Origin of the sequence: Chromobacterium sp. Beijing, assembly GCF_021496765.1 — a bacterium.
GTDB lineage: Bacteria > Pseudomonadota > Gammaproteobacteria > Burkholderiales > Chromobacteriaceae > Chromobacterium.
In genome coordinates this window covers 5,169,724-5,194,567 of record NZ_CP053750.1, presented here as the reverse complement: position 1 = coordinate 5,194,567, position 24,844 = coordinate 5,169,724, and the positions used below count along the sequence as shown (strand labels likewise).

The following is a 24,844-nucleotide window of genomic DNA, read 5'->3' as shown; positions in this document are numbered from 1 at the left end:
GAAGCTCTTCCATGTCCCGTATCGAATCCCGCGTTCCCGCCTCCGGCGAGACGTTTGAACGCAACGCCGAAGCCTACCGCCAGCTGCGCGAGCGCATCGCCGCCGCCCGCGACGCCGCCTTGCAAGGCGGCGGCCCGGAGGCGCGCGCCAAGCAAGCGGCCAAGGGCAAGCTGTCCCCGCGCGAACGCCTATCCCTGCTGCTGGACCCCGGCACGCCCTTTCTGGAGATCGGCCAGTTGGCCGCCCACGACGTGTACGAGCACGCGGTGCCCTGCGCCGGCATCGTCACCGGCATCGGCATCGTCGCCGGCCACGCGGTGGCGGTGTTCGCCAACGACGCCTCGGTCAAGGGCGGCACTTATTACCCGCTGACGCTGCGCAAGCATCTGCGCACCCAGCAGATCGCCCGAGAGCAAGGCCTGCCCTGCCTCTATCTGGTGGATTCCGGCGGAGTCTACCTGCCCTTGCAGGAAGACATCTTCCCGGATGAGCAGCACTTCGGCCGCATCTTCCGCAATATCGCCGAGATGTCGGCGCTGGGCCTGCCGCAGATCTCGGCGGTGCTCGGCTCTTGCACCGCCGGCGGCGCCTACATCCCGGCGATGAGCGACGAAACCATCATCGTGCGCGGCAACGGCTCCATCTTCCTGGGCGGCCCGCAACTGGTGCGCGCCGCCACCGGGGTGATCGTGGACGCGGAAACCCTGGGCGGCGCCGATGTGCACACCCGCGACAGCGGGGTGGCGGATCACTACGCGCTCAGCGACGAACACGCGCTGCGGCTGATGCGGGACATCGTCGCGCGCCGCGGCCGCGGCCGGCAGTACGCGCCGCCGCAAGCGCCGCAACCGCCGCGTTACGATCCGGCGGAACTGGCCGGCATCGTCAGCGCCAACCCGCGCGAGCATATTCCGGCGCGGGAAATCCTGGCCCGGCTGCTGGACGACTCCGCCTTCGCCGAATACCGCGCCCGTTTCGGCGCCACCATTCTGTGCGGCACCGGCCACATCGGCGGCTATCCGGTGGGCGTGCTGATCAACGACGGCGTGCTGTTCTCGGAAAGCGCGCAAAAAGCGGCCAACTTCATCGAACTCTGCGCCCAACGCGGCATTCCGCTGCTGTTCCTGCACAATATCAACGGCTTCATGGTGGGCGCGGAATACGAGGCCGGCGGCATCGCCAAACACGGGGCCAAGATGGTCAACGCCGCCTCCTGCGCCCGCGTGCCCAAGTTCAGCATCCTGATCGGCGGCAGCTACGGCGCCGGCAATCTGGCCATGTGCGGCCGCGCCATCGGCCCGCAGTTGATGGCGATGTGGCCCAACGCCAAGACCACGGTGGTGGGCGGCGAACAGGCGGCGACGGTGCTGGCGCTGATCCGCGCCGAGCAATTGGAAAAACAGGGCAAGGCCTGGACGCCGGAAGAAGAGGAAAACTTCAAGCGGCCGATCCGCGACGCCTACGAGCGCCAGGGCCAGGCGCTGTACGTGGCGGCCCGCATGTGGGTGGACGCCATCGTCGACCCGGCCCAGACCCGAGAATGGCTGGCGCTCAGCCTGGCGCTGGCCGCCGCCGCCCCGGTCCAAGACACCCGCTTCGGCGTATTCAGGATGTAAACACCATGTTCAAACGAATTTTGATCGCCAACCGCGGCGAGATCGCGCGCCGCATCGCCCGCAGCTGCCGGCGGCTCGGCATCGAGCATGTCGCCGTCTACTCCACGGCCGACGCCGGCGCCGCGCACCTGGAAGGGGCCGCGGAGCGGCGCTGGATAGGCGAGGCCCCGGCCAGCGCCAGCTATCTGAACGGTGAGGCCATCATCGCCGCGGCGCTGGACAGCGGCTGCGAGGCCATCCATCCCGGTTACGGCTTCCTGTCGGAAAACGCCGACTTCGCCCGCGCGGTGACCGCCGCCGGCCTGGTCTTCATCGGCCCCGACGCCGACACCATCGCCCAGATGGGCGACAAGGCGCGCGCGCGCCAATTGATGGCGGCGGCGGGCGTGCCGGTGACGCCGGGCTCGGCGGAAGCCACCGAGTCCTACGGACTGATTCTGGAGAGCTGCGCCGAGATCGGCTATCCGGTCATCCTCAAGCCGGTGGCCGGCGGCGGCGGCAAGGGCATGCAAGTGGTGTGGGAAGAAGCCGCGCTGCGCGAGGCGGTGGACGCCGCGGTGCGCGTCGGCCGCTCCAGCTTCGGCGACGGCCGGCTGCTGGTGGAGCGCTATATCGCGCGGCCGCGCCACCTGGAAGTGCAGGTGTTCGGCGACCGCCACGGCAATGTGGCGCATCTGTTCGAACGCGAGTGCTCCTTGCAGCGTCGCCACCAGAAAATCATCGAGGAGGCGCCGGCCTGCGCGATGCCGGCCGCCACCCGCGCCGCGCTGCTGGACACCGCGGTGCGCGGCGCGGCGGCCATCGGCTACCAAAACGCCGGCACTTTTGAATTCATCCTGGCGCCGGACGGCCAGTTCTATTTCCTGGAGGTGAACACCCGCTTGCAGGTGGAGCACCCGGTCACCGAGGCCGTCACCGGACTGGACCTGGTGGAGTGGCAGTTGCGCGTCGCCGCCGGCGAAGCCCTGCCGCTGCGCCAGGAGGAGATCCGCGCCGACGGCCACGCCATCGAGTGCCGGGTCTACGCCGAAGACCCGCTGCGCGAGTTCGCGCCCATGCCGGGCAAGGCGCTGCTGGCGCGCTGGCCGCAAGGCTGCCGCGTGGACGCGGCCTTCGACGGCGACGGCGGCGAGGTGCCGGCTTTCTACGACCCGATGCTGGCCAAGCTGATCGCCCACGGCGGCAGCCGCGCCGCGGCCTTGGACGCGCTGCAAGCCGCCGCGCGCGACACCGCGCTGCCGGGCCTGAGCACCAATCTGGGCTTCATCGAGCGGCTGCTGCGCGAGCCGCGGGTGCGGGCCGGCCAGCTGGACACCCATCTGGTCGACCAGCTCGCCGCCGCGCCGGAAGCCGCGCCGCTGGCCGAGGCCGTCGCCTGCGCCGCCGCCGTCGAACTGACCCTGACCTGCGTCGAATCGTCCTCGCCCTGGCAGGGCGGCATCGGCCCCCACGACCGCGCCGCGCTGGCCCCGGATGCGCCCTTGGGCCGGCTGAGCTATCGCGCCGGCGCCTCCCGCTGGCAGGCGCGCTTGCTGGAACGCTCAGGCGCCCAGGTCCGCGCGGCGGTGGCGGAGCGGAGCCTGCGCGTGGAACTGCGCCGCGACAGCGAGCTGTGGCGCGGCGAGGTGGACGGGCGGCAATGGAGCGCCCTGCCCTGCGGCGACGACATGGAGTTGACGGTGGGCGGCCATCGCCTGCGCTTGCAGGCGGAGCAGCCGGAAGCCGCCGAGGCGGACGCCGACGCCAGCCAGCGAGTGGCCTCGCCGATGCCGGGCACGGTGGTGGCGCTGCCGGTGGCGGTCAATGAGCGGGTGGAGGCCAATCAGGTGCTGGCCGTCGTTGAGGCGATGAAGATGGAAAACCGCATCTACGCACCGCGCGCCGGCGTCGTCAGCGCGCTGCACTGCCGGGTGGGCGACATCGTCGCCGCCGACCAGCTGCTGGCCAGCGTCGCGGCCGACGACGTTTGATCGCGCTCTAGCCGCTCAGCCATGAAAAAAGCGCGGGCCACGGCCCGCGCTTTGTCTTGGCTTGCTGGCGTTCAGGACTGCGCGGACGCGCTCAAACCGGCCAGTTGCTGCCGCTCCGGCTGCCGGAAATCCACCGCCATCATCACCGACAGCGCGGTGATGGTGATGATGGAAAAGAAGAACAGCTGACGCGCCCAGACGCGGTCGTCGATGCTGCGCTTGTAGCCGGACAAGGCCATCTTCAGCCACCACAGGCTGGTGGCCCCGGCCACCGCCAGATAGCCGTAGCCGGCGTAGCCGCCGAAGGCCAGCATCGCGGTGGCGGCGCCGAAGGCCAGGATGTAGAGCACGATCTGGCGCTTGGCGCTGGAAATGCCCTTGACCACCGGCAGCACCGGAATCCCCGCCGCCTGGTAATCCTGCAGGCGGAAGATGGCGATGGCGTAGGAATGCGGCATCTGCCACAGACAGAACATCAGCAGCAGGATGGCCGCGCCGGCGTCGAAACGGCCGGTCACCGCGCAGTAGCCGGCCACCGGCGGCACCGCGCCGGACAAGCTGCCCACCAGGGTGCCGTACACCGAATGGCGCTTCATATAGAGGCTGTACACCCCCACATAGATGACGAAGCCGAACAGCACGCAGCCGAAGGCCAGCGGATTGGTCCAGCGCCACAGCGCGTAGAAGCCGGCCAGGCCGAGCAGCAGGCCATGGGCCAACGCCGCCCGCGCGCTCATCGCGCCGGTGACCAGCACCCGCTTGCGGGTGCGGGCCATCTTGGCGTCGATGTCCCGGTCTATGCAGTTGTTGATCGCGCAGCCGGACGCCACCACCAGCGAGAGGCCGGCCAGGGTGGCCAGCAACAAGCTCCAGTCAACCCGGCCCTGGGCCGCCAGCAGAAAACCGCCGACGGCCGAGATCAGGTTGCCGAAGATGATGCCCGGCTTGGTCACCTGCAGATAGCGCTTGAATGTCAAGACGGTCTCTCTCAAACCCGCCTCAGCGCATCATCAGCGCGTCGGCGGTGTAGATGATCCAGATCGACAGCCCGACCAGCAGCACGATCACCATGCCGGTGAACAGGAAGGAGAAGGTGTTGAGCTTGCCCTCCTTGCTGAAGTCCAGGTGCAGGAAATACTTCAGATGCACCACGATCTGCACCACCGCCAGCGCGAAGATGCCGATCGCCGTCGCCTGCGGCGTGAAGGCGCCGCCCATCACCATCCAGAACGGAATGGCGGTGAGCGCCACCGACAGCAGGAAGCCGATCAGATAGCTTTTCACGCTGCCGTGGGCGGCGTGTTGATGTGCCTGGCTCATCCCATGGCTCCTTTCAGGTAGACGACGGTGAACACGCAGATCCACACGATGTCGAGGAAGTGCCAGAACAGCGACAGGCAGTTCAGACGCGTCATCGCGCGGCCGGTCAGGCCGGTCTTGGCCACTTCCACCATCATCACCGCCATCCAGATCAGGCCGGCGGTCACGTGCAGGCCGTGCAGGCCCACCAGGCCGAAGAAGGCCGACAGGAAGGCGCTGACCTGCGGGCCGTGGCCCTCGGAGATCAGGTGGTGGAATTCGTTGATTTCCAGGCCGATGAAGGCGGCGCCGAACAGGAAGGTCATGCCCAGCCAGCCCAGCACCGCGGATTTATTGCCCTTCTGACCGGCGATCATCGCAAAGCCGTAGGTGATGGAAGACAGCAGCAGCGCCGCGGTCTCCACCAGCACGTATTGCAGATCGAAGATCTCCTTGCCGGACACGCCTTCCGCCACATTGCGGAACAGCACGGCGTAAGCCGCGAACGCGCTGGCGAACAGGATGCAGTCGGTCATCAGGTAGAACCAGAAGCCCAACACGGTTTGCGAACCGCTGTCGTGGTGCTCGTGGTCGTCGTGCGCTTCGTGCGCGTCTTTTACATAAGTCGTCATGTCGGATTCAACCTGTTACGCGGTGGTGGTCGGACGCGCCGCCTTGTGCGGCTGGGCCGGGTCGCGCTCGGTGTAGTTGTCCACATCGATGCCCAGTTTTTCGAAACGCTCGCGCTCGATGGCCTCCACTTCCTCCGGCTGCACGTAGTAGTCCAGATCGTTGTCGTAGGCGCGCGCCAGCATGCAGCCGACGATGCCCACCAGACCGACGATGGCCAGCCACCAGATATGCCAGATCAGGGCGAAGCCCAACACCGTGGTGAAGCCGCCGATATAGACGCCCATCGCGGTGTTCTTCGGCATGTGGATGGGCTCGTAGGACTTCGGCACCGCGTAAGCCACGCCTTTTTCCTTCATGTCGGTGAAGGCGTCGATGTCATGCACCACCGGCAGCTTGGCGAAGTTGTAGAACGGCGCCGGCGACGAGGTGGACCACTCCAGGGTATGGCCGTTCCACGGGTCGCCGCTGACGTCGGCCAGCTTCTTGCGGTCGCGGATGCTGACCACGATCTGCAGCAACTGGCAGGCAATGCCGCAGGCGATCAAGAGCGCGCCGAACAGCGCCAGATACAGCCACGGCTCCCATTCCGGGTTGGTGGTGTAGTTCAGGCGGCGGGTCATGCCGAGGAAGCCCAGCACGTACAGCGGCATGAAGGCGAACATGAAGCCGATCTGCCAGAACCAGAACGAGGCCTTGCCCAGTTTCGGGTTCAGCTTGAAGCCGAACACTTTCGGGAACCAGAAGGTGACGCCGGCCAGATAGCCGAACACCGCGCCGCCGATGATGGTGTTGTGGAAGTGGGCGATCAGGAACAGGCTGTTGTGCAGCACGAAGTCCGCGCCCGGCACCGCCATCAACACGCCGGTCATGCCGCCGATGGAGAAGGTGACCATGAAGCCCAGCGTCCACAGGATGGGGGTTTCAAAGCGCAGGCGGCCGCGGTAGATGGTGAACAACCAGTTGAACAGCTTCACCCCGGTCGGGATCGAAATGATCATGGTGGCGATGCCGAAGAAGGCGTTGACGCTGGCGCCGGAACCCATGGTGAAGAAGTGATGCAGCCACACCATGAAGCCCAGGATGGAGATCGCGCCGCTGGCGTAGATCATGGACTTATGGCCGAACAGGCGCTTGCCGGTGAAGGTGGACACCACTTCGGAGAAAATGCCGAAGGCGGGCAGCACCAGGATGTACACCTCCGGATGGCCCCAGGCCCAGAACAGGTTCAGATACATCATCGCGTTGCCGCCGGCTTCCGCGGTGAAGAAATGGAAGTCCAGGTAGCGGTCCAGGCTCAGCATGGCCAGCGCGCCGGTCAGGATGGGGAAGGAGCTGGCGATCAGCACATTGGCCCAGGTGCAGGTCCAGGTGAAGATGGGCATGTCCATCAGCTTCATGCCGGGGGCGCGCATCTTGATCACGGTGACCAGGAAGTTGATCGCCGTCAGCGTCGTCCCTATCCCTGATATCTGCAAGGCCCAGGTGTAGTAATCCACCCCCACGTCCGGACTGAAGGCGATGCCGGCCAAGGGCGGATAGGCCACCCAGCCGGTGCGGGCGAAGTTGCCCACGCCCAGCGACAGGTTGACCAGAATCACCGCCGCCACCAGCAGCCAGAAGCTCAGCGAGTTCAGGAAGGGGAAGGCCACGTCGCGCGCGCCGATCTGCAGCGGCACCACGATGTTCATCAGGCCCGTCATGAACGGCATCGCCATGAAGATGATCATGATCACGCCGTGGGCGGTGAAGATCTGATCGTAGTGATCCGGCGGCAGCACGCCGTGGCTGCCTCCGGTGGCGATGGCCAATTGCGCGCGCATCATCAGCGCGTCGGCGAAGCCGCGCAGCAGCATGATCATGGCGACGATGATGTACATCACGCCTATCTTCTTGTGGTCGACCGAAGTCAGCCACTCATGCCACAGATAGCCCCATTTGCCCATTTTGGAGATCAGGGCCACCAGCATCAGCCCGATCAGGCCGACGCCGCCCAGCGCGCCCATCACAATGGGCTCGTGGAAGGGGATGGCGTCCAGCGTAAGTTTGCCTAACAGCATGTCTTGATTACTCCTTCACCGTCAGCGGTTCGCACAGGCTCTTGGCCAGAGCGGCCAGCTTCACGTCGGCCTCGGTGGCGGCCAGCGAGGTGCGGCCGGTCATGTATTTGTGCAGCACGCCCTGGAACAGATAGGGGGTGACGGCGCCGTAATAGGCCACCGGGTTCTTTTCGCTGGGCAGCACCAGGCCGCGGTAGCCGTTCACGTCCAGCGTCTTGCCGGAGGCCTTGACCTTGGCGACCCAGGCTTCGAACTCCGCCGGCGTCTTGGTGGCGACGGCGTTGAACTTCATGCCGGAGAAACCGGCGCCGCTGTAGTTGGCGGAGAAGCCCTTGTACACGCCCGGCTCATGCGCCAGCAGATGCAACTGGGTCTGCATGCCGGCCATCGCGTAAATCTGGCCGCCCAATTGCGGGATGAAGAAGGAGTTCATCGCCGCGTCGGAAGTGATCTTGAAGTTCACCGGCACATTGCTGGGGAAGGCCAGCTCGTTGATCGTGGCGATCTGCTGCTCCGGATAGATGAACAACCATTTCCAATTCAACGCCACCACCTGCACCTCGATCGGCTTCTGGTCGGAATCCAGCGGGCGGTACGGGTCCAGCTTGTGGGTGGTTTCCCAGGTCAGCACGGCGAGGAAGGCGATGATGATGCAGGGAATCAGCCAGACCACCAGCTCGATCTTGGTCGAATGCGACCATTTCGGCTCATAGACGGCGTCCTTATTGCTGGCGCGGTACTTCCAGGCGAAGAAGAAGGTCATCAGGATCACCGGGATGACCACCAGCAGCATCAGCGCGGTTGCCGTGATGATCAGGGACTTCTGCTCCGCCGCCACGGGGCCCTTGGGGTCAAGGATTCCGCCTTGACACCCGGCGAGCAGCAGCGCCGAAGCTACAGCAAGTCCCCGCCACAGGCGTGAGGGTCTTTGGTTTCTCATCATTTACGACTTTACGGGTTGAACATTCTTGTTATCTCGCCCGGGCGCGTAAGGCTGCGCGCCATCGGCCCCGGCGGCGGTAATCCAGGCCCGGCTCATGACCGGACGGCAACGGCAAGCCCTTGCGCGGCCGACGGCCATGCAAATGCTATTGGCATAATAAAAAGCAATGCGGAACTCGCAGCGCGAGCTGATCAAAATCGAAAGGTCGGCATGATCAATCGACAGGGGCGACGCGAATCGCCCCGGGTGGATGACGCGACAGGAAAACGGCGACAAGCGGCCTTCCCCTGCTGGGACATCACAACGCTGACAGCCGGCGAACCCTCGGGCGGAGACGCGTCTTCCGGCGGGCAAGCAAGCCCTGGACGGCGCAGAAAGCGGCGGGAGCATCCCGGTTGTGAAGCCAGGCGGCGCTATTAAAAACAGTTCGCCCCCAACTTTCAAGGGCAAATTTGATCCAGGTTAACGGCCGCTCGCGGGGTAAATCCAGAGAGCTTGTTACAGATCAATGACGAAAATAGAGCCAAAGCGCAGACATGGCGTGATCTAGAACGAAAGCATGAAGTAAATACTCGAACCTATATACAGTTTCAAACTGTTACAAAAAAGCTGGAACTCCGCCCCTTGCAGTGCACAAAAACAACGGGATTCAATACAAATCGCAACAAAAACATAAACCAAACAATATGGATTGACAGCAAGGAAAACGCCGGTCCCGCCTGGCTCAGGCGTCGGGCAGACATAGCAAGGCATTGCGCAGAAACGCTTCGAAACTGCGGCTCTCCACCAGCCGGGCGCCGGCGCGCTGACGCATGAAGGAAACGAACAATTCGTAGATCGCCATCGCTTCCTCGTACTCGGTCTTGCTGATCGCCAGCAGGAAGATCACCCGCGCCACGCCGCCCTCCCCCAGGCAATGCCGTGCGGCGCGATGATGGTGCACACCGTGGTCTTGCGCGCCAGCAAGCCCAGCGAGTGCGGCAAGGCGATGCCGTCGCCCAGCATGGTGCTGAGGATGTCCTCGCGCTCGCGCACCGAAGGCAGGAAATCGGCGTCGACATAGCCCTCCTCGCGCAGCCGCCCGCAAACGCGCTCGAACAGCGCCTGCTGGCTCAGCCCCTGCTCCGCCACCCAGAAATGCTGGGCGGAAAAATAGCGCTCCAGCATATAGGGCCGGGTGCGGTCCACCGCCACCAGCCGCGCCAATTGCTCCAGCTGGTAATCCGACGGAAACGGCGACAGCAGCGCCACCGGCTTGCGCTTGTCCTCCAGCCTCACCGTGGACACCACGAAATCCGCGCCCACATGCTCCAGCGCCTCGTACTCCTGACAGGACAAGGCGGCGCACACCTCCAGCTGCGGGAAACGGCGCCGCAGCACCGCCTCCAGCGTGCGCAGCGTGGCGTTGCCGCCGTCGCACACCAGCAGGGCCTGCGGCCGGCGCAGATAACCGATCTGGTAATGGCGCTCCAGCCCCACGCCGATGTGCAGCACCAGATAGCCGATCTCGTTCTCCGAGATCCGGTACGGCGAGTGCTTGGCCCAACTCGACACCGCCGCCAGCGTGAAGTCGTAGGCCAGCGCGTAATGCTGCTTGATGTCGGCCAGCACCGGATTGGCCAGCGTGATCTGGTAACGCACCCGGGTGATCATGGTTTTGACGTGGGTGACCAGATCGTCGCGCAATTGCCGGTCGGCGCGCAGATCGTAGCGGTAATGGCGGTTGATGTAGTCGAGGATGTAGCGGACCAGCGCGTCGGCATCGTCGGCGTTGATCGCGCTGGGCAATATGCCGCTCAGGCTGCGCGCGGCGATGTTGACGCAGAGGAAGGCTTGCTCGGCGGCGGCGATCTCCACCCCGCTCATGCGCCGCAGCAGGCCGGCGATGTGCGTCGCGGCCTGGGCCGCCGCCGGCGGCGCTTCCTCGCAGGAGAAATCCTGCAAGGGAAAACCGTCGACGATGCGCTTGGCCGCCACCGCGCAATAAAAGCTCAGGAACTGGGCGCCGTCGTCGCTGAGGCGGACGCCGGCGCGGCTCAGGCAGCCGGGCAGGCCGGCGCGCACCGTCGCCAGCGCGTCGGCCAGCACCGGGTCCGCGCTCAACAAGGGATGGTCCGCCCGCTCCGCCGCCAGCTGCGCCAAGAGATCGCTGAGGCAGACGCGGATGGAGGATTCCGCGCCCAGCAGCTTCATGCCGTAATGCGGCTTGGCCTCTATGCTCAGGCCGTAGCCGGCCAGGCGCTCGCGCACCTCGGCCATGTCCGTCTGCAAGGTGGCGCGGCTGACGCACCAGGCGTCGGCCAGATCCTGCAGCTTCAAGGCGTAGGCGGAGCCGAGGAACTGCGCCAGCAGATAATGCACCCGCTCGCCGGCCTGACGCGGAATGGCGCGGCCGGAGCCGGCCTGCGGCCGCACCTGCTGGAAGCGTTCCGGGTCGTCGGCCTGCAGCCGGTAGCCCTCGCCGCGCTTGAGCACGAAGCGCGCGCCGTGCTCGGCCAGAATGGCGTTGAGCGCGTCGATGTCGTTGCGCACGGTGCGGGTGGACACCGCCAGCCGGCGCGCCAGCTCTTCCTGCGGCAGCGCTTCCGCCTGCAGGGCGGCAAAGGCCTGGGCCAGCCGTTGATAGGGGAATTTGACCATGAGCCTCCTTCTTAAACCCATCCGCGCCCGGCCTCCCCGGACGCGTCTACAACAAGGCTTTCACCATCGACAACAGCCGCTCCACGTCGCCGGGCCGGGTTTCGCCGCTGGCGTCGATGATGGAACTGTACACATGCGGTATCACCTTGGGCACGCCGGCCTCCAGCGCCAGGCGGACGATCTCGCTGAAATTCTCCAGCGTGATGCCGCCGGTGGGTTCCAGCCAGAAATCATGCCGTGCGCAGGCCTCCGCCACCGCCAGGTATTCGTCGCGGCAATCCAGCCCGCCCATGGGGAAGTACTTGATCGAACTGCCGCCCATATCCTTGAGCATGGCGATGGCGGTGTCCACCGGCGCGGCGCAGACCGGCGCGCCGGCGCTGAGCGGGCCGGTGGACACCTTGACCAGGCCCGGAATGCCGCTGGGCGACACCAGGCCGTTGACCACGGTACGCGCCTGACCCAGCAGCGCGCGGCTGGCGCCCACGCCGGTGAACACCTGATTGACGTGCTGCGGCTGCACTTGGCCGGCAATGGCGCTGACCATGTCGGACTGGCGCGGATCGCCGGCGCCCAGCCCCACCGACAAGGCGTTGTCTATCAAGGCCGCGTACTCGCGCATGTCCGCCACCGCGCTGTCCACGTCGGCGTAGTTCTTCGACAGCACGCCCACCAGCACATGGCCTTCCGCCGCCTGATGAATCTGACGGGCATTGTGCTTGCTTCCAGCCAGTACATTCAAGCAAACGCGGTCCTGATAAAAATGGGGTTCCAGTTTCATGCCTTCTCTCCCGTCAGCAAGCGGCGGATGCGCGTGCCGATCTGTTCCAGCTGAGCGGCGTCCACGCTGCGCGCGTCCACCTCCAGCTTGCCCTCGTTGGCCCGGTATTCCCGGAAATAAATGGCGACCTCGCCCTGTTTCAGCGCGGCGGCGGCGGCCACCGCGCTGACGCCGGTGGCGCTGGCGTCGAAAGCGATCTCGGCGCGGGCGATGTCGCGGCCGGCGGCGTCCCAGACCAGGCGCGCGCTGACGCCGGCCAACTGGTTCAGCCCGGCGATGAAGGGCCGCAGCCGCTCCGCCATCGCCGCCCCGCTTTCCTTGTCCTGCTTCAGATAGCGTTCTATCGCGCACGTCAGGCCCAGAATGCCCTCCTTGCCCACCTTCATCGCCCGGCCTATGCCCTGGCTTTGCAGCTTGACCCATTCCACATACTGGCGGCGGCCCAGCACCAGGCCGCTGGTCGGCCCCTCTATCGCCTTGGCCCCGCTGTAGATCACCAGGTCCGCGCCCAGCCGGTAATACTCGCGCAAGTCCTCCTCCGCCGCCGCGTCGACGATCAGCGGCACCTTCCGGCGGCGCGCCACCTCGGCGGCCTCGGCCACGCCGAGCACGCTTTTCTGCAAGGCGTGGTGGGACTTGATATAGAGGATGGCGGCGGTGTCGGGACCTATCGCCGCCTCCAACTGCGCGGCCGAGCACTCATTGCCCCAGCCGGCCTCCACCACCTGGCCGCCGCCCAGCGCCACCATGGCGCCCACCGGCGCGCCGAAATTGACGTTGTGCCCCTTGGGCAGCACGATCTCGCGCGGTCCGGCCACCGGCTGCGCGTGCAGATTCACCAGCAGGCGCGGGTCGTCGCGGATGATGACGGCGGCCACGGACTGGGCGATGCCGGCGGCCGCGCAGGACACCACCGTCGCGGCCTCCACCTCCAGCAGCCGGGCGATGTAGTCGCCGGTCTTGTCGACCAGATCCTTCATCTCGAAATACCGCTCCAGGCCCTGGACCATCGCCGCCCTCACTTCCGGCGCCGGCGTGGACACGCCGAGCAGGGTCATGCGGCCGGAAGCGTTGATCACCGGCTTAAGCTGGTACTGCTCATAGATCGAAGACATGGCAAGCCTTTCCTTGTTCGGTGGGCAGCAAGACGCCACCCGCCACCGCCGCCAGCGGCGTCAGGTGCCGCACGCCGGTCAGCGTGTCGCCGTCGCTATCGCTCTGCGGCCGCGGCGCGGTTTCGATGTCGAAAATGGTCAGATCGGCGTCCGCGCCCGCTTCCAGCCGACCTTTGCCGCCCAGTCCCAACGCTTCCGCCGGCCGCCGGGTCACGCAGTCCAGCACCCTCTCCAGCGGCATGCCCAGGCTCAGGAATTTGGACATCACCGCCGCCAGGCCGAACACCGGCCCGGCCACGCGGTTGCGGCAATAGATGTCCGAGCTGATGGTGTCCGGGTACAGGCCCAGCGCCATGGCCTCGCGCGCCACGCGGAAGCTGAAGCTGGCGCTGCCGTGGCCGACGTCCAGCAGCACGCCGCGCTCGATCGCCGCCCGCACCGAGGCGCGCAGCGCGCCGGCGGCGTCCAGGATGCGGTTGGGCTTGCCGTTGAAGCAGTGGGTGACGATGTCGCCCGGCTCCAGCCATTCGGCGATCTCGTCCAGCGACGGCGGGGTGTTGCCGATGTGCACCATCAAGGGCAGCGGCCCGAAGCGCCGCTGTATCTCCTTGGCCCGCGCCAGCGGCGCGACGCCGTTGGCGCCGACCACGCTGCCGCTGAGCCGCGCCTTGATGCCGACGATGAAATCGCGATGCGCGCGGATGGCCGCGCCGGCCAGCGCCACGTCGACGTCGTCCAGATTGGCCAATTCATGCTGGGTGACGAGGCCGATGCGCGAGATGTTCAGCAAGGCGCGCACATCGGTGCGGCAAGCGCCGGCCAGCTCGCGGAAGGCGGCGACGTCGTCGGCCCCTACGCTGCCGGCGTCCACCACCGTCGTGACCCCGCCGGCCACGCCCACCTGATCCGGCTCGTCGTGATAAATCGGCGAGGCCGGGTTGCAATGCACATGGCCGTCTATCCAGCCGGCGCTGAGCCGCCAGCGTCCGTCCAGCCGCAGCGTGCGCCGGGCCGGGCCGTCCAGCCGCCCCAGCCCGGCGATCTTGCCGTGACGGATCGCGATGTCCAGCACCGAGCCGTCGGCCAGCAAAGCGTCCTTGATCAGCAAATCATCCATCGCCGCCTCCTCAGGCAATCGCCACCGGGAACAGCGTGCCCAGCAGCATCGCGCCCAGGATGGCGCCGCCGGTGATGGGCTTGCCCCACAGATAGAAGACCAGCGCGCCCAGCAGCGAGCCGACGCCGATGGGGATCGACGCCGCCATCGCCGACAGGATGATCAGCGGGCCGAGGAAGCGGCCGGAGGAGTTGCCCGCGCCCATCATCACGTCGGCGCCGTAAGTGGAATTGCCCTGATTGATGGTGAATTTGCGCGCGAAAATAATGACCGCGCCGATCAGCAAGCCGATCACCATCCCGGTGGCCAGCGCCGCGCCGAAGTTTTCCACCGGAAACAAGATGCCGGCGCCGAGGAACATCGCCGGAATGCCCAGGCCGACGCCGGTCATGATGGCGCCGCCGATGTCCAGGATGCCCACCAGCGAGCCTTCTATCACCCGGGCGAACAAGAAGCTGGCACCGAAGGCGGCCACCGCGCCGTAGACGCCGGTGTCCATGCCGGCGCGCAGCATCGACACGAAGGCCACCTCGTTGAAAGCGCCGATGCCGTAGACGTAATACATATGCGTGCCGGCGAACACGCCGGCGGACAACAGCCCAACCAGCAAGGGAAAAGACCAGTCCGCCAGCCAGAAACCCCCGGTTTGTGCTTGTTCAGTCATCATTCTCTCCTTCAGCCTCAAGCGCCGCGCACGGCGGCGTGCAGCAGTTCCAGCCAGGACGGGGCGTTCAAGTGGAAGCTGCTCAGCAGCTTCAGATCAAAGCCGCGGAAGAAGGCGCTGAGCGCGAACAGCGCCACGATGGCCGCCATCATCAGCTTGGTCACCTTGTTCCAGCCGCCCTCGTCCACGCCCTTGCCGATCAGAATGCCCAGCACCAGGCCCGGCACCGCATTGCCCATGATCAGTTGGGCCAGGCCGCCGAACACCGTGCCCCACAGACCGGAACGCCGGCCGGCCTCAATCGCCGCCAGCCAGAAAATCACCGGCATCACGGTGTTGACCAAGAGGTTGGCCGCGGGCACCAAGACCTTGACCGCGGTGATTTGCAGCGAAGCCGGCACCGCCGAAGCGGTGGTGTTCAGGAAGGCCACCAGCAGCATGCCGATTACCCCGCACACCAAGGCCATCTTGCGCGGGTTGTGCAGGGTCTCCGCCAGATTGCGGTTGCGCGCCAGCAAAGCCGCGGCGCCCCAGTGCGGAATCACCCGGTGGTCGATGTCCTGGGTGAAGGCGCCGGCGGCCACCGACGAGGCCCAGGCGTTGAAGAAAAAGCCCAGGCCGAAGGAAAAATGCGAGGCCGGGTCGCCCTCGCAGGAATTGAGCTCGCCCAGGGTGCGGAAAGCGCCCATGCCCTGGGAAGTCGGCGCGTGGAACATGCGGGCCGCGCCGGCGCCCACCGCGACGCCGACCAGACCGCCTATCAACAGCGACTTGAGAAGAATGATCAGAAGCATGGCTTCCTCCTCGGAATGAAACGACAGCCGGCGCCTAAACCTGGCGCGCGACGAAGGGCACGGCCTCGATATCCAGCGCCGTCACGCTGACCTCCACCTCCAGCGTGACGGCGTAGCTGAGCCTGTCCCGCGGCAGGAAGAAGAACAGAAAGCGCTCGCGACGGCGGATCTCCTCCGCCGCGACCACCGTCACCCGCATGGGCTCGATGCGCAACAGCACCGGATGGCCGGCCGCCGTCACCGCGCGCTGCACGCCGGACAAGGCGTCGGCGCAAGCTTGCGCCTTGCTGTCGCCGCGGCCGCTGACCGTCACGCTGGACTCGAAACGCCTTTGCATCGCTCAGCCGCCGTATTTCTTCTGATAGGCCGCCACCAGCCGCTGCCCTAGCTCTTCCTTGTCCATGAAGCCGAAGCCGAGCACGGTGTAGCCCTCCTCGATCGCGGTCACGCCCTCCTCCACCGAACGCATGCCGTACTTGGCCTTGTAGCCGTACTTGGTCTGCGCGGTGATGGCGCCGGCGCCGCCGCTGCCGCAGAAGGAAATGCCCAGCTGCGCGCCCTCCGCCTGCATCACGTCGCCCAGCTTCATATCCGCGGCCATGCCCGCGATCACCACCGCGCGCGCGCCGGCGGCCTCCGCGCCCGCGCCCACTTTCTGTCCCTTGCCCAGACGGTCGCCAATCACTACGGTTATCTGTGTCATTGTCTTCTCCTCTATCTCTCTATCTATGCACGGCGGACTTCAGGCCTTGTTCTTGGCCATCTCGAAATGAATGGACAGCAAAAGCGCTTCCTCTTCCGGCAGATTGCCGAACAAGGCCACCACCGCGGCGGACAGCCGCCGCGTGGTGTCCGAGATCTCGTCGAACAGGCTCTTGTCGAAATCCGGCAGCCCTTCGCCGGTCAGCGAGCGGCGCGCCATCGCCAGCACGTGCGAATCCAGCTTCTGCTGCTGAACCTCGGTCAGAGACTTGCCGGCCGCGTCCAGCAAGGCGGGAATCTGGCCCAGAATCTGGTCCGCCAGGCGGCGGATCGCGGTCTGGTCGACGGCGGCGGGACGGACTTGATCGTTCATGAGCTTTCCTTTGCAAAACGGTTGGCGATGTCAGGAAACTGTAATCAAGCCGCCGGCAACTGTGGACCGGTGGATTTTCCGCTTCGAAACGGAAATCGCCTGCTCGCCGGGCGGAAACAAGGCGGTCCTGACCGTGCTTGCAGTTGAAGCGCGCGGCGGCTCGGGCGATACTTCGCGGATTGACCACTGAATAGATGGATGCAAGGCATGACCCACCGCATCGTGTTTGTAGAAGACGACGCCGACCTGGCCGAGCTGATCAGCGACTTTCTGTCCCGCCATGAAATGGACGTGGTGGTGGAACCGCGCGGCGACGCCGCGCTGGACACCATCGCCCGCGAAGCGCCGGACCTGGTGCTGCTGGACATCATGCTGCCCGGCAAAGACGGCCTCTCCATCTGCCGCGAGCTGCGTCCCAAATTCGACGGCCCCATCATCATGCTGACCTCGCTGGACAGCGATATGAACCAGATCCTGGGCCTGGAACTGGGCGCCAACGACTACATTCTGAAAACCACGCCGCCCTCGGTGCTGGTGGCGCGGCTGCGCGCCCAGCTGCGCAATCTGCGGCCCGCTTCGGCCAGCGCCGACGCCGCCGCGCCCAAGCCCGGCACCCGCAAAGTGGTGTTCGGCCAACTGGCGATAGACCCGATCAGCCGCGACGTGACGCTGGCCAATGAAAAGATCCCGCTGTCCACCTCGGACTTCGATCTGCTGTGGCTGCTGGCCAGCCACGCCGGCGAAACCCTGAACCGCGACATCCTGCTCAAGGAAATGCGCGGCGTCAGCTACGACGGCCTGGACCGCAGCATAGACGTGGCCATCTCGCGGCTGCGCAAGAAACTGGGCGACAATCCCAGCGAGCCGTTCCGCATCAAGACGGTGCGCAACCGCGGCTATCTGTTCTCCTTGTCCGGCTGGGAGTAAGCGCGCATGCGCCGATTGTTCATCCAGTTCTACCTGCTGCTGATGACCTGTTTCCTGGTGGCGGTGGTCTTGGTGGGCGCGGTCTACAAGCAGGCGGTGGACGACGTGGGCGAGCGCTATCTGTCCGACCTGCTGCGCACCACGCTGTCGCTGATCGAAGCCGATCTGCGCGGCGTGCCGGAAGACCGCTGGAGCGAAACGCTGGCCAACTCTGACCACGGCTTCACCTTCCGCGTCAAAGTGGAGAAGATGAGCAGCTATCTGCTGGACGACGAATCCAAGCAGGCGCTGGACCGCGGCGAAATCGTGATGCTGGAAGACAAATACGTGTTCCTGCAAAAGCTGGAGGACAGCAACTACCTGTTGGTGGCCGGTCCGCTGCGCTATCTATTCTTCCTGCACCAGCTCAAATGGTTCGACTACGCGCTGCTGGGCTTCATCGGCCTGTCGCTGGCGATACCAGTGTTTCTATGGATGCGGCCGCACTGGCGCGACCTGGTGGCGCTGGAGCAAACCGCCGGCAAGCTGGCCAGCGGCAATCTGTCCGCCCGCGTGGACCTGCCGCCGCGCTCCGGCGTCAGCCAGCTGGGCGTCGCCTTCAACCACATGGCCGACAATATCGCCGCGCTGATCAATAGCAAGAAAACCCTGACCAACGCCGTGGCCCACGAGTTGCGCACGCCGCTGGCGCGGCTGCGCTACCGGATGGCGCTGCTGGAAGGCGACGAGAGCAGCCCGGAGCGGCAGGCGATAGAGCGCGACCTCTCCGCCATCGACAAGCTGGTGGAGGAGCTGCTGCTGCACGCGCGGCTGGACCGGCCGGAAGCGCCGCTGAAGCTCAGCAGCTTCGACGCCATTCCCTGGGCCAAGGACCGCATCGCCGGCCAGGCCGCGCTGACGCAGGACATTCAATGGCTGGAGCCGGCCGGGGCCAGCCTGGCCATCACCGCCGACGAACACCTGCTGACCCGGGTGCTGGACAACTTCCTGTCCAACGCCCGCCGCCACGCCAACCGCCTGGTGCAGACCAGCATCATCGTCGAGCAGCGCCACTGCATCATCATGGTGGACGACGACGGCCCCGGCATTCCGGAACAGGACCGCGGCCGGGTGTTCGACGCCTTTGTGCGGCTGGACGAAAGCCGCGGCCGCAAGACCGGCGGCCACGGCCTGGGACTGGCCATCGTCGCCGGCATCGCCCGCGCCCACCGCGGCGAGGTGAAAGTGGAAAGCTCGCCGCTGGGCGGCGCGCGCTTTCTGTTCCGCTGGCCGATCTGACATCCGCCGTCGCCGCGCCTGTACATTCCGTAACATTGGGATACACAGAAGGCATAGACTCAGCCCCTTGTCATGGTTAGCATTTCGGCCTGAAAAGGACTACATGTCCACTTTCATACCAATCCAAGAAACTTAGGAGTTTCATAAATGAAAAAGCTGGCTCTGCTTGCTCTGACCGCTGCTTTCAGCCTGGTGTCCGTTAACGGCTTCGCCGCTGAAAAAGCTGCTGCTTCCGCTCCGGTTGCGATCCACAAGGCTAAGAAAGCCGAGAAAAAAGTAGCGAAGAAAGAAGCTTCCGCTGCTCAAAAAGCTCAGGCCGCCAAAGCCGAAGCTTCCGCTCCGAAGGCTAAAAAAGCCAAGAAGCACGTAGCTAAGAAAGAAGCTTCCGCCGCTCAGAAAGCTCAAGCCGCCAAAGCTGAAGCTTCCGCTCCGAAAGCTAAAAAAGCCAAGAAGCACGTAGCCAAGAAAGAAGCTTCCGCCGCTCAGAAAGCCCAAGCCGCCAAGGCCGACGCTTCCGCTCCGAAAAAAGCCAAAAAAGCCAAAAAGCACGTAGCTAAGAAAGAAGCTTCCGCTGCTCAGAAAGCTCAAGCCGCTAAAGCCGACGCTTCCGCTCCGAAAGCTAAAAAAGCCAAGAAGCACGTAGCCAAGAAAGAAGCTTCCGCCGCTCAGAAAGCCCAAGCCGCCAAGGCCGACGCTTCCGCTCCGAAAAAAGCCAAAAAAGCCAAAAAGCACGTAGCTAAGAAAGAAGCTTCCGCTGCTCAGAAAGCTCAAGCCGCTAAAGCCGACGCTTCCGCTCCGGCCAAAAAAGCCGCTAAAAAGCACAAAAAGCACGCTGCTAAGAAAGAAGCTTCCGCTGCTCAGAAAGCTCAAGCCGCTAAAGCCGACGCTTCCGCTCCGGCCAAAAAAGCCGCTAAAAAGCACAAAAAGCACGTAGCCAAGAAAGAGGCTTCCGCTGCTCAGAAAGCCCAAGCCGCTAAGAAAGAAGCTTCCGCTCCGGCCAAGAAAGCCGAGAAGAAAGCTTCCAAAAAAGCTGCTTCCGCTGCCAAGTAATCAGGCGGCGAGCATTGCCGGAACCTCCGGCAATCGCACATAATTCGGGGCGCTTCGGCGCCCCGTTTTCATTTGCAAGGCCAAACTCGATGAAACTCCCGCTGCTTGTCCTCAGTGTTCTGCTTGCCCTGCCGGCGTCCGCCGCCCCCACCGTCTCCGCGGAACACAAGATCCTGTTCTTCGGCCAGGACGATCGCGTCCGCACCCGCCCCGACCATCAACCCTGGCTCGCCGTCGGGCAATTGCAAACCCGCTCCCGCACCATTTGCACCGGCGCGCTGGTGGCGCGCGACGTGGTGCTGACCGCCGGCCATTGCTTCGTCGACGAGAAAGGCCGTTTCGATCCGGCGGTCAGCTTCACCGTCGGCCTGTGGGGCGATGAATTCACCGCGCGCAGCAAGATTTTGGAAGTGCAGGTGGACAAGAGCTTCCTCAAAGGCCTGGACCGCCGCGCCGACGGCCTCTACATCCCGCCGCGCATCGCGCCGCGCGACTTCGCCTTCGTCCGCCTGGCCACCCCCTTGGGCGACACCCAGGGCGTGCTGCCCGTCTTCAGCGGCAACGCCAAGCAGTTGCGCGAATTGCTGAACCAGCGGAGCTGGACGCTGACCCAGGGCGGCTACCCCATCGACGATCAAAAACACCTGCTGGTGCACAACGCCTGCAAGGCGACCAAGCTGCGCCCGGACGGCCGCCTGACCCACCGCTGCGACACGCTGGAAGGCAATAGCGGCTCGCCAGTGTTCGTGATGGGGCCGGGACAGCCGGTCATCGTCGCGGTGCAAAGCTCCGCCCCCACCGCCGCGCGGCGCAAGCAAGAAGACAATATGAGCGTCAGCGCGCCGATGTTCTACGATGCGCTGCAGCAGTTCATCAGCAAGAGCGCCAAGCCATGAAAAAAGCCCCGGCGACGGGGCTTTTTACTATTCAGGGCTTGCGCCCTCACTCCGCCAGCGCCTGGCGCTGCAGCGCCACCAGCTCGCGGATGCCGGAACGGGCCAGGCCCAACATCGCCTGCAGCTCTTGATCGCCAAACGGCTCGCCCTCGGCGGTGCCCTGCACCTCCACGAAGCGGCCGTCTCCCGTCATCACCACATTCATATCGGTGTCGCAGTTGGAGTCTTCCGCGTAATCCAGATCCAGCACCGGCATGCCCTGGTACAGGCCCACCGAAATGGCGGCCACCTGGTCGCGCAGCGGGTTCTCGCTCAGCTTGCCCTCGCGCAGCAGCAGGCCGATCGCATCGGCCAAGGCCACGTAGGCACCGGTGATGCTGGCGGTGCGGGTGCCGCCGTCGGCCTGGATCACATCGCAATCGATCTGGATCTGGCGCTCGCCCAGCTTCTCCAGATCCACCACGGCGCGCAGCGAGCGGCCGATCAGGCGCTGAATCTCCTGGGTTCGGCCGGACTGCTTGCCGGCGGAGGATTCGCGGCGCATGCGGGAGCCGGTGGAGCGCGGCAGCATGCCGTACTCGGCGGTCACCCAGCCTCGGCCCTTGCCCTTCAGGAAGCCCGGCACGCCGTCGTCCACGCTGGCGGTGCAAATCACCTTGGTGTCGCCGAACTCGATCAACACCGAACCTTCGGCGTGCTTGAGGTAGTGGCGGCTGATCCGCACCGTGCGCAGGGCATCGGCCGGGCGTTGGGAAGGTCGCATCATGTCATCGTCCAGAACGGTAAATGCCGACGATTATATCAGTCGCCACCGACGACGGCGCTTAGTCGCGCTTGCCCGCCACCCGGCTGGCCAGAATCTCCTGATGCATGGTTTCCAGATTGGAGTCCAGAATCATCCGTCCCATCTGACGCGGCGTCGCCGTTTCCGTGTCCAGCACGTCCTCGCGCTCGCCGTAGTCCTGCGTCTCGTCCAGCAGGGTGACCGCCGCCGCGGACAGATTGTCCCCGCCGGCGCCGGCGCGGCGCTCCGCCACATTCATCAGCGCCGGCAAGACCTGGCTGACATTGCGGCGGACGAAGACCTTTTCCAGCTCCGGGTCCATCACCTGCGACCACAGGCCGTCGGAACACAGCAGGATGGAGCAGCCCGCGCCCACGCTTTGTTTCTCGCCGACGTCGATGTCCGGATCGCTGGCCGCGCCCAGACAGTTGTAAATCTTGTGGCGTTCCGGATGCACCTTGGCGGCGTCCTCGCTCAACTGACCCTGATCGATCAGGCGCTGCACCTGGGAATGATCGCGCGAACGCAGACGCAAGCCCTTCTCGTCCAGCAGATAGAGGCGGGAATCGCCAACATGACACCAGTACAACTGCCCCTGCTGGATGATGGCCGCCACCACCGTGGTGCTCGGCACCTCCGGCAGCCGGTGGTCGGCGGCGTAATCGAGAATGACTTGATGCGCGGTGCTGACCGCGTTGACGAGAAAGCGATTGGGATGCGTCAGCGTCGGCGTGGCTTGCTGGTAAAACAGCTCGCTGAGCAGGTCCACCGTGATTTGCGCCGCCACTTCGCCGCGCATATGCCCGCCCATGCCGTCGGCCACCGCCAGCATCACGGTGTCGCGCGAGTGGGCGATCACCAGCCTGTCCTGGTTGTACGCTCGCCCGCCGATGCGGCTTTCCTGATAGATGGATAGTTTCATGCCGATCCCCTCATCACGAGCGTCCGCCAGTCAGGTTTTTTATCCATCCCACCCACTTGCTGCCCGCCAGTTCTTCCGGCGGACTGTACTCCTCCGCCATCAGGCGCTTTTGCAGCCCCGGCACGGTGGCCGGCCTCTCCTCCGGAGACAGCGCCAGGCACTGATCGGTCAGCTCCAGCAACTCGCGGGAGTACAAATGGCGGAAGGCCTTGCTCGCCGGCGTCAGCCGATCGCTTTCCTTGCGCTCCTTGGAAATCTGCGGCGTGCCGCCGCCCATGCAAGCGTAAAGACAGGCGCCCAGCGCGTAGATGTCGGTCCACGGCCCTAGCGGCGCGTCTTTTTCATATTGCTCGGGCGCGGCGAAGCCCGGGGTGTACATCGAGGCGAAGTGCTTGTCGCGGCGCGACAAGGTCTGCCTGGCCGCGCCGAAATCCAGCAGCAGCGGCGCGCCGTTGCGGCGCAGATAGATATTGGCGGGCTTGATGTCCAGATGCAGCAGACGCTGCAGATGGACCTCGCGCAGCCCGGACAAGAGCGCGGCGAACCATTTGCGCAGGCGGCGCTCGTCCAGCCGTCCGCCGGCCAGTTCCAGTTCCCGCACCAGCGAGCGACCGTCGGCGTACTCCATCACCATATAAACCGTCTGGTTGGCGCGGAAGAAATTGATCACTCTCACCACGGTGGGGTGGGAAATGCCGGAGAGAATGCGCCCTTCCTCGAAAAAACACTTCAGCCCCAGATTGAAGGCCTCGCGGTCCAACTCATGCGGCACCGTCACGTGGCCGTCCTCGTCGCGCAGCGCCAGATTGCGCGGCAAGTACTCCTTGATCGCGAACTTATTGTCCTGATCGTCCAGCGCCAGATAGACAACACTGAAGCCGCCTACGGAGAGTTGGCGGACAATCGTGTACTCGCCCAGCCGGGAGCCGGCCGGCAAAGCGGTCTGCTGGTTCGATTGAGTCATGGGGTGTCAGTTGTTATAGTGTCCACAGGCCTTGGATTGAGCTTAGCAAAGCAATTCGGGCCCAGCCTTGAGAAAGTAAACAATCCGCTCATCTAAGGGGGTGTCTGATGATTTTAAGTATGACAGGCTTTGCCGCAAGCAGCAGGGAATTTCCCGGCGGTTTGCTGAGCCTAGAAATTCGCTCGGTCAACCACCGTTACCTTGATTTGCAAATGCGCTTGCCGGAAGAATTGCGCGTGATCGAGCCGCAATTGCGCGAGCTGATTTCCGCCAAGGTCAGCCGCGGCAAGCTGGAATGCCGCGTCGGCATCAATCAGGTGGACAGCGCCGTGCCGACGCTGGAATTGAACCAGGCCGTGCTGCAGCGCCTGATCGAGGTCTCGCAGCAGGTGCGCGAGCAGGCCGGCGAAAACCGCGGCCTGTCGGTAGGCGAGCTGATGCGCTGGCCCGGCGTGATGAAAACCAACGAGTTGCCGCCGGAAGTGCTGCAGCAGCTGTGCACGGAAAGCCTGGCGGTGGCGCTGAAGGACTTCAACGCCTCGCGCGGCCGCGAAGGCGAAAAACTCAAGGTGGTGCTGGAAGAACGCATCACCGGCATGGAAGCCATCGTCGTCGCCATCAAGCCCAAGCTGCCGGCCATTCTGGACGCTCATATGTCCAAACTGTCCAGCCGCCTGCAAGAGGCGCTGGGCAATGTCGACGAAGACCGGCTGAAGCAGGAATTCGCGCTGTTCGCTCAGAAAATAGACGTCGATGAAGAACTGGCCCGCCTCAGCACCCATCTCAGCGAAGTGCGCCGCATCCTGAAAGCCGGCGGTCAGTCCGGCAAGCGTCTGGACTTCCTGATGCAGGAGTTGAATCGCGAAGCCAACACGCTGGGGTCCAAATCGGTCTCCACGGAAACCACGCAGGCCTCGGTGGAGTTGAAAGTACTGATTGAACAGATGCGCGAGCAGATCCAGAATATCGAGTAAGCGCGGCGCCGGCGGCCAGAGCCGCCGCGGCAAGCCCTCCTAGACCTTAGGGAAAGACCAAAACATGACCAAAGCAGAACTGATCGCGGCCTTGGCCGAGACATCCGGCCTGAGCAAGGCCGACGTGCTCCGGGTGTTGGGCGCTTTTGACGAAGTGCTGCAAAACGCGCTGGCCAACGGCGACGAAATCACCACCGTGGTGGGCAAATACAAAGTCAAGGAAAGCGCCGCCCGCACCGGCCGCAATCCCAAGACCGGCGAGACCATCGAGATCGCCGCCAAGCGCAAAGTGGTGTTTCTACCCAGCAAGCAGCTGAAAGACAAGGTCGCCTGAGACGCCCTCCG

At 65.0% G+C, this 24,844-nt stretch carries 27 protein-coding genes; 9 read left to right on the top strand and 18 right to left on the bottom strand.

Translation table 11 applies throughout. From position 1 onward, the window contains the following. The first annotated feature begins 11 nt into the window (after positions 1 to 11). Entirely contained in the window at positions 12 to 1,616 is a 1,605-nt protein-coding gene (locus HQN78_RS24360; RefSeq protein ID WP_235086952.1) for a carboxyl transferase domain-containing protein, read from the top strand. A gap of 5 nt (positions 1,617 to 1,621) precedes the next feature. Then, complete coding sequence (locus HQN78_RS24355) at positions 1,622 to 3,586, top strand: biotin carboxylase N-terminal domain-containing protein (protein WP_235086950.1); 1,965 nt, start codon at positions 1,622 to 1,624, stop codon at positions 3,584 to 3,586. Positions 3,587 to 3,657: 71 nt separating this feature from the next. Here HQN78_RS24355 and cyoE read toward each other — a convergent pair whose 3' ends face one another. The 15 genes from cyoE to HQN78_RS24280 form a co-directional block, all read right to left on the bottom strand. Next, positions 3,658 to 4,563: a heme o synthase gene (gene cyoE / locus HQN78_RS24350; protein WP_227104783.1), complete on the bottom strand. Its 906-nt coding sequence runs from the start codon at positions 4,561 to 4,563 to the stop codon at positions 3,658 to 3,660. A gap of 22 nt (positions 4,564 to 4,585) precedes the next feature. Next, positions 4,586 to 4,906 carry a cytochrome o ubiquinol oxidase subunit IV gene (gene cyoD / locus HQN78_RS24345; protein ID WP_107800426.1) on the bottom strand — a complete coding sequence of 107 codons (321 nt, stop codon included), beginning with the start codon at positions 4,904 to 4,906 and terminating at the stop codon, positions 4,586 to 4,588. Then, positions 4,903 to 5,517, bottom strand: a complete 615-nt coding sequence (gene cyoC / locus HQN78_RS24340) for a cytochrome o ubiquinol oxidase subunit III (protein ID WP_166452675.1) — start codon at positions 5,515 to 5,517, stop codon at positions 4,903 to 4,905. The genes cyoD and cyoC overlap by 4 nt, the downstream gene beginning before the upstream one ends. Before the next feature lie 15 nt (positions 5,518 to 5,532). After that, positions 5,533 to 7,575: a cytochrome o ubiquinol oxidase subunit I gene (gene cyoB, locus HQN78_RS24335; RefSeq protein WP_107800428.1), complete on the bottom strand. Its 2,043-nt coding sequence runs from the start codon at positions 7,573 to 7,575 to the stop codon at positions 5,533 to 5,535. Between the two features lie 7 nt (positions 7,576 to 7,582). Next, complete coding sequence (gene cyoA / locus HQN78_RS24330; RefSeq protein ID WP_107801943.1) at positions 7,583 to 8,515, bottom strand: ubiquinol oxidase subunit II; 933 nt, start codon at positions 8,513 to 8,515, stop codon at positions 7,583 to 7,585. Between the two features lie 727 nt (positions 8,516 to 9,242). Further along, on the bottom strand, positions 9,243 to 9,416 hold the full coding sequence (locus tag HQN78_RS24325; RefSeq protein ID WP_235086948.1) for a hypothetical protein: 174 nt from the start codon (positions 9,414 to 9,416) through the stop codon (positions 9,243 to 9,245). Further along, positions 9,404 to 11,158 carry a transcription antiterminator gene (locus tag HQN78_RS24320; protein WP_235086944.1) on the bottom strand — a complete coding sequence of 585 codons (1,755 nt, stop codon included), beginning with the start codon at positions 11,156 to 11,158 and terminating at the stop codon, positions 9,404 to 9,406. Before HQN78_RS24320 ends, HQN78_RS24325 begins: the two co-directional genes overlap by 13 nt. A gap of 46 nt (positions 11,159 to 11,204) precedes the next feature. Next, complete coding sequence (locus tag HQN78_RS24315) at positions 11,205 to 11,939, bottom strand: KDGP aldolase family protein (RefSeq protein ID WP_081545444.1); 735 nt, start codon at positions 11,937 to 11,939, stop codon at positions 11,205 to 11,207. Continuing rightward, on the bottom strand, positions 11,936 to 13,054 hold the full coding sequence (locus HQN78_RS24310) for a DgaE family pyridoxal phosphate-dependent ammonia lyase (protein WP_235086942.1): 1,119 nt from the start codon (positions 13,052 to 13,054) through the stop codon (positions 11,936 to 11,938). Before HQN78_RS24310 ends, HQN78_RS24315 begins: the two co-directional genes overlap by 4 nt. After that, complete coding sequence (locus tag HQN78_RS24305; protein WP_235086939.1) at positions 13,038 to 14,171, bottom strand: amidohydrolase/deacetylase family metallohydrolase; 1,134 nt, start codon at positions 14,169 to 14,171, stop codon at positions 13,038 to 13,040. Before HQN78_RS24305 ends, HQN78_RS24310 begins: the two co-directional genes overlap by 17 nt. A 10-nt stretch (positions 14,172 to 14,181) precedes the next feature. After that, complete coding sequence (locus tag HQN78_RS24300; RefSeq protein ID WP_019101591.1) at positions 14,182 to 14,835, bottom strand: DUF4310 family protein; 654 nt, start codon at positions 14,833 to 14,835, stop codon at positions 14,182 to 14,184. 17 nt (positions 14,836 to 14,852) lie between these two features. Next, on the bottom strand, positions 14,853 to 15,629 hold the full coding sequence (locus HQN78_RS24295) for a DUF4311 domain-containing protein (protein ID WP_166452683.1): 777 nt from the start codon (positions 15,627 to 15,629) through the stop codon (positions 14,853 to 14,855). A 34-nt stretch (positions 15,630 to 15,663) separates the two neighbouring features. Next, positions 15,664 to 15,966: a DUF4312 family protein gene (locus HQN78_RS24290; protein ID WP_043591096.1), complete on the bottom strand. Its 303-nt coding sequence runs from the start codon at positions 15,964 to 15,966 to the stop codon at positions 15,664 to 15,666. A gap of 3 nt (positions 15,967 to 15,969) precedes the next feature. Continuing rightward, positions 15,970 to 16,332, bottom strand: coding sequence for an SFCGS family glycine-rich protein (locus HQN78_RS24285; RefSeq protein WP_107800435.1), 363 nt, complete (start codon positions 16,330 to 16,332; stop codon positions 15,970 to 15,972). Positions 16,333 to 16,371: 39 nt separating this feature from the next. Then, positions 16,372 to 16,704, bottom strand: coding sequence for a hypothetical protein (locus HQN78_RS24280; protein ID WP_235086937.1), 333 nt, complete (start codon positions 16,702 to 16,704; stop codon positions 16,372 to 16,374). Here HQN78_RS24280 and HQN78_RS24275 point away from each other — a divergent pair. The 5 genes from HQN78_RS24275 to HQN78_RS24255 all read left to right on the top strand — a co-directional run bounded on the left by HQN78_RS24275 (position 16,703) and on the right by HQN78_RS24255 (position 20,855). Then, positions 16,703 to 16,894 (top strand): hypothetical protein, encoded by a 192-nt coding sequence (locus tag HQN78_RS24275; RefSeq protein WP_146176699.1) that lies wholly within the window; start codon positions 16,703 to 16,705, stop codon positions 16,892 to 16,894. The two genes, HQN78_RS24280 and HQN78_RS24275, sit on opposite strands and share 2 nt — an antisense overlap. 17 nt (positions 16,895 to 16,911) lie before the next feature. Further along, positions 16,912 to 17,631, top strand: a complete 720-nt coding sequence (gene rstA, locus HQN78_RS24270) for a two-component system response regulator RstA (protein WP_235086934.1) — start codon at positions 16,912 to 16,914, stop codon at positions 17,629 to 17,631. Positions 17,632 to 17,637: 6 nt separating this feature from the next. Continuing rightward, the gene (gene rstB / locus HQN78_RS24265; RefSeq protein ID WP_107800437.1) at positions 17,638 to 18,909 is read left to right on the top strand and encodes a two-component system sensor histidine kinase RstB; all 1,272 of its coding nucleotides are present in this window, start codon (positions 17,638 to 17,640) and stop codon (positions 18,907 to 18,909) included. Positions 18,910 to 19,056: 147 nt separating this feature from the next. Further along, positions 19,057 to 19,959: a hypothetical protein gene (locus HQN78_RS24260; protein WP_235086929.1), complete on the top strand. Its 903-nt coding sequence runs from the start codon at positions 19,057 to 19,059 to the stop codon at positions 19,957 to 19,959. A gap of 89 nt (positions 19,960 to 20,048) precedes the next feature. Further along, the gene (locus tag HQN78_RS24255) at positions 20,049 to 20,855 is read left to right on the top strand and encodes a serine protease (RefSeq protein ID WP_107800439.1); all 807 of its coding nucleotides are present in this window, start codon (positions 20,049 to 20,051) and stop codon (positions 20,853 to 20,855) included. Positions 20,856 to 20,901: 46 nt separating this feature from the next. Here the strand turns inward: HQN78_RS24255 and rph are convergent, their stop codons facing one another. The 3 genes from rph to HQN78_RS24240 form a co-directional block, all read right to left on the bottom strand. Then, positions 20,902 to 21,618, bottom strand: a complete 717-nt coding sequence (gene rph / locus HQN78_RS24250; protein ID WP_107801945.1) for a ribonuclease PH — start codon at positions 21,616 to 21,618, stop codon at positions 20,902 to 20,904. A 61-nt stretch (positions 21,619 to 21,679) separates the two neighbouring features. Then, complete coding sequence (locus HQN78_RS24245) at positions 21,680 to 22,561, bottom strand: PP2C family serine/threonine-protein phosphatase (RefSeq protein ID WP_235086925.1); 882 nt, start codon at positions 22,559 to 22,561, stop codon at positions 21,680 to 21,682. Positions 22,562 to 22,574: 13 nt separating this feature from the next. After that, positions 22,575 to 23,525 (bottom strand): serine/threonine-protein kinase, encoded by a 951-nt coding sequence (locus HQN78_RS24240; protein ID WP_081545449.1) that lies wholly within the window; start codon positions 23,523 to 23,525, stop codon positions 22,575 to 22,577. Between the two features lie 107 nt (positions 23,526 to 23,632). Here HQN78_RS24240 and HQN78_RS24235 point away from each other — a divergent pair, with 107 nt between their 5' ends. Both HQN78_RS24235 and HQN78_RS24230 read left to right on the top strand, forming a co-directional pair. Continuing rightward, positions 23,633 to 24,499: a YicC/YloC family endoribonuclease gene (locus tag HQN78_RS24235; RefSeq protein ID WP_107800441.1), complete on the top strand. Its 867-nt coding sequence runs from the start codon at positions 23,633 to 23,635 to the stop codon at positions 24,497 to 24,499. Positions 24,500 to 24,563: 64 nt separating this feature from the next. Beyond that, entirely contained in the window at positions 24,564 to 24,833 is a 270-nt protein-coding gene (locus HQN78_RS24230) for an HU family DNA-binding protein (RefSeq protein ID WP_048414328.1), read from the top strand. The last annotated feature ends 11 nt before the right edge of the window (positions 24,834 to 24,844 follow it).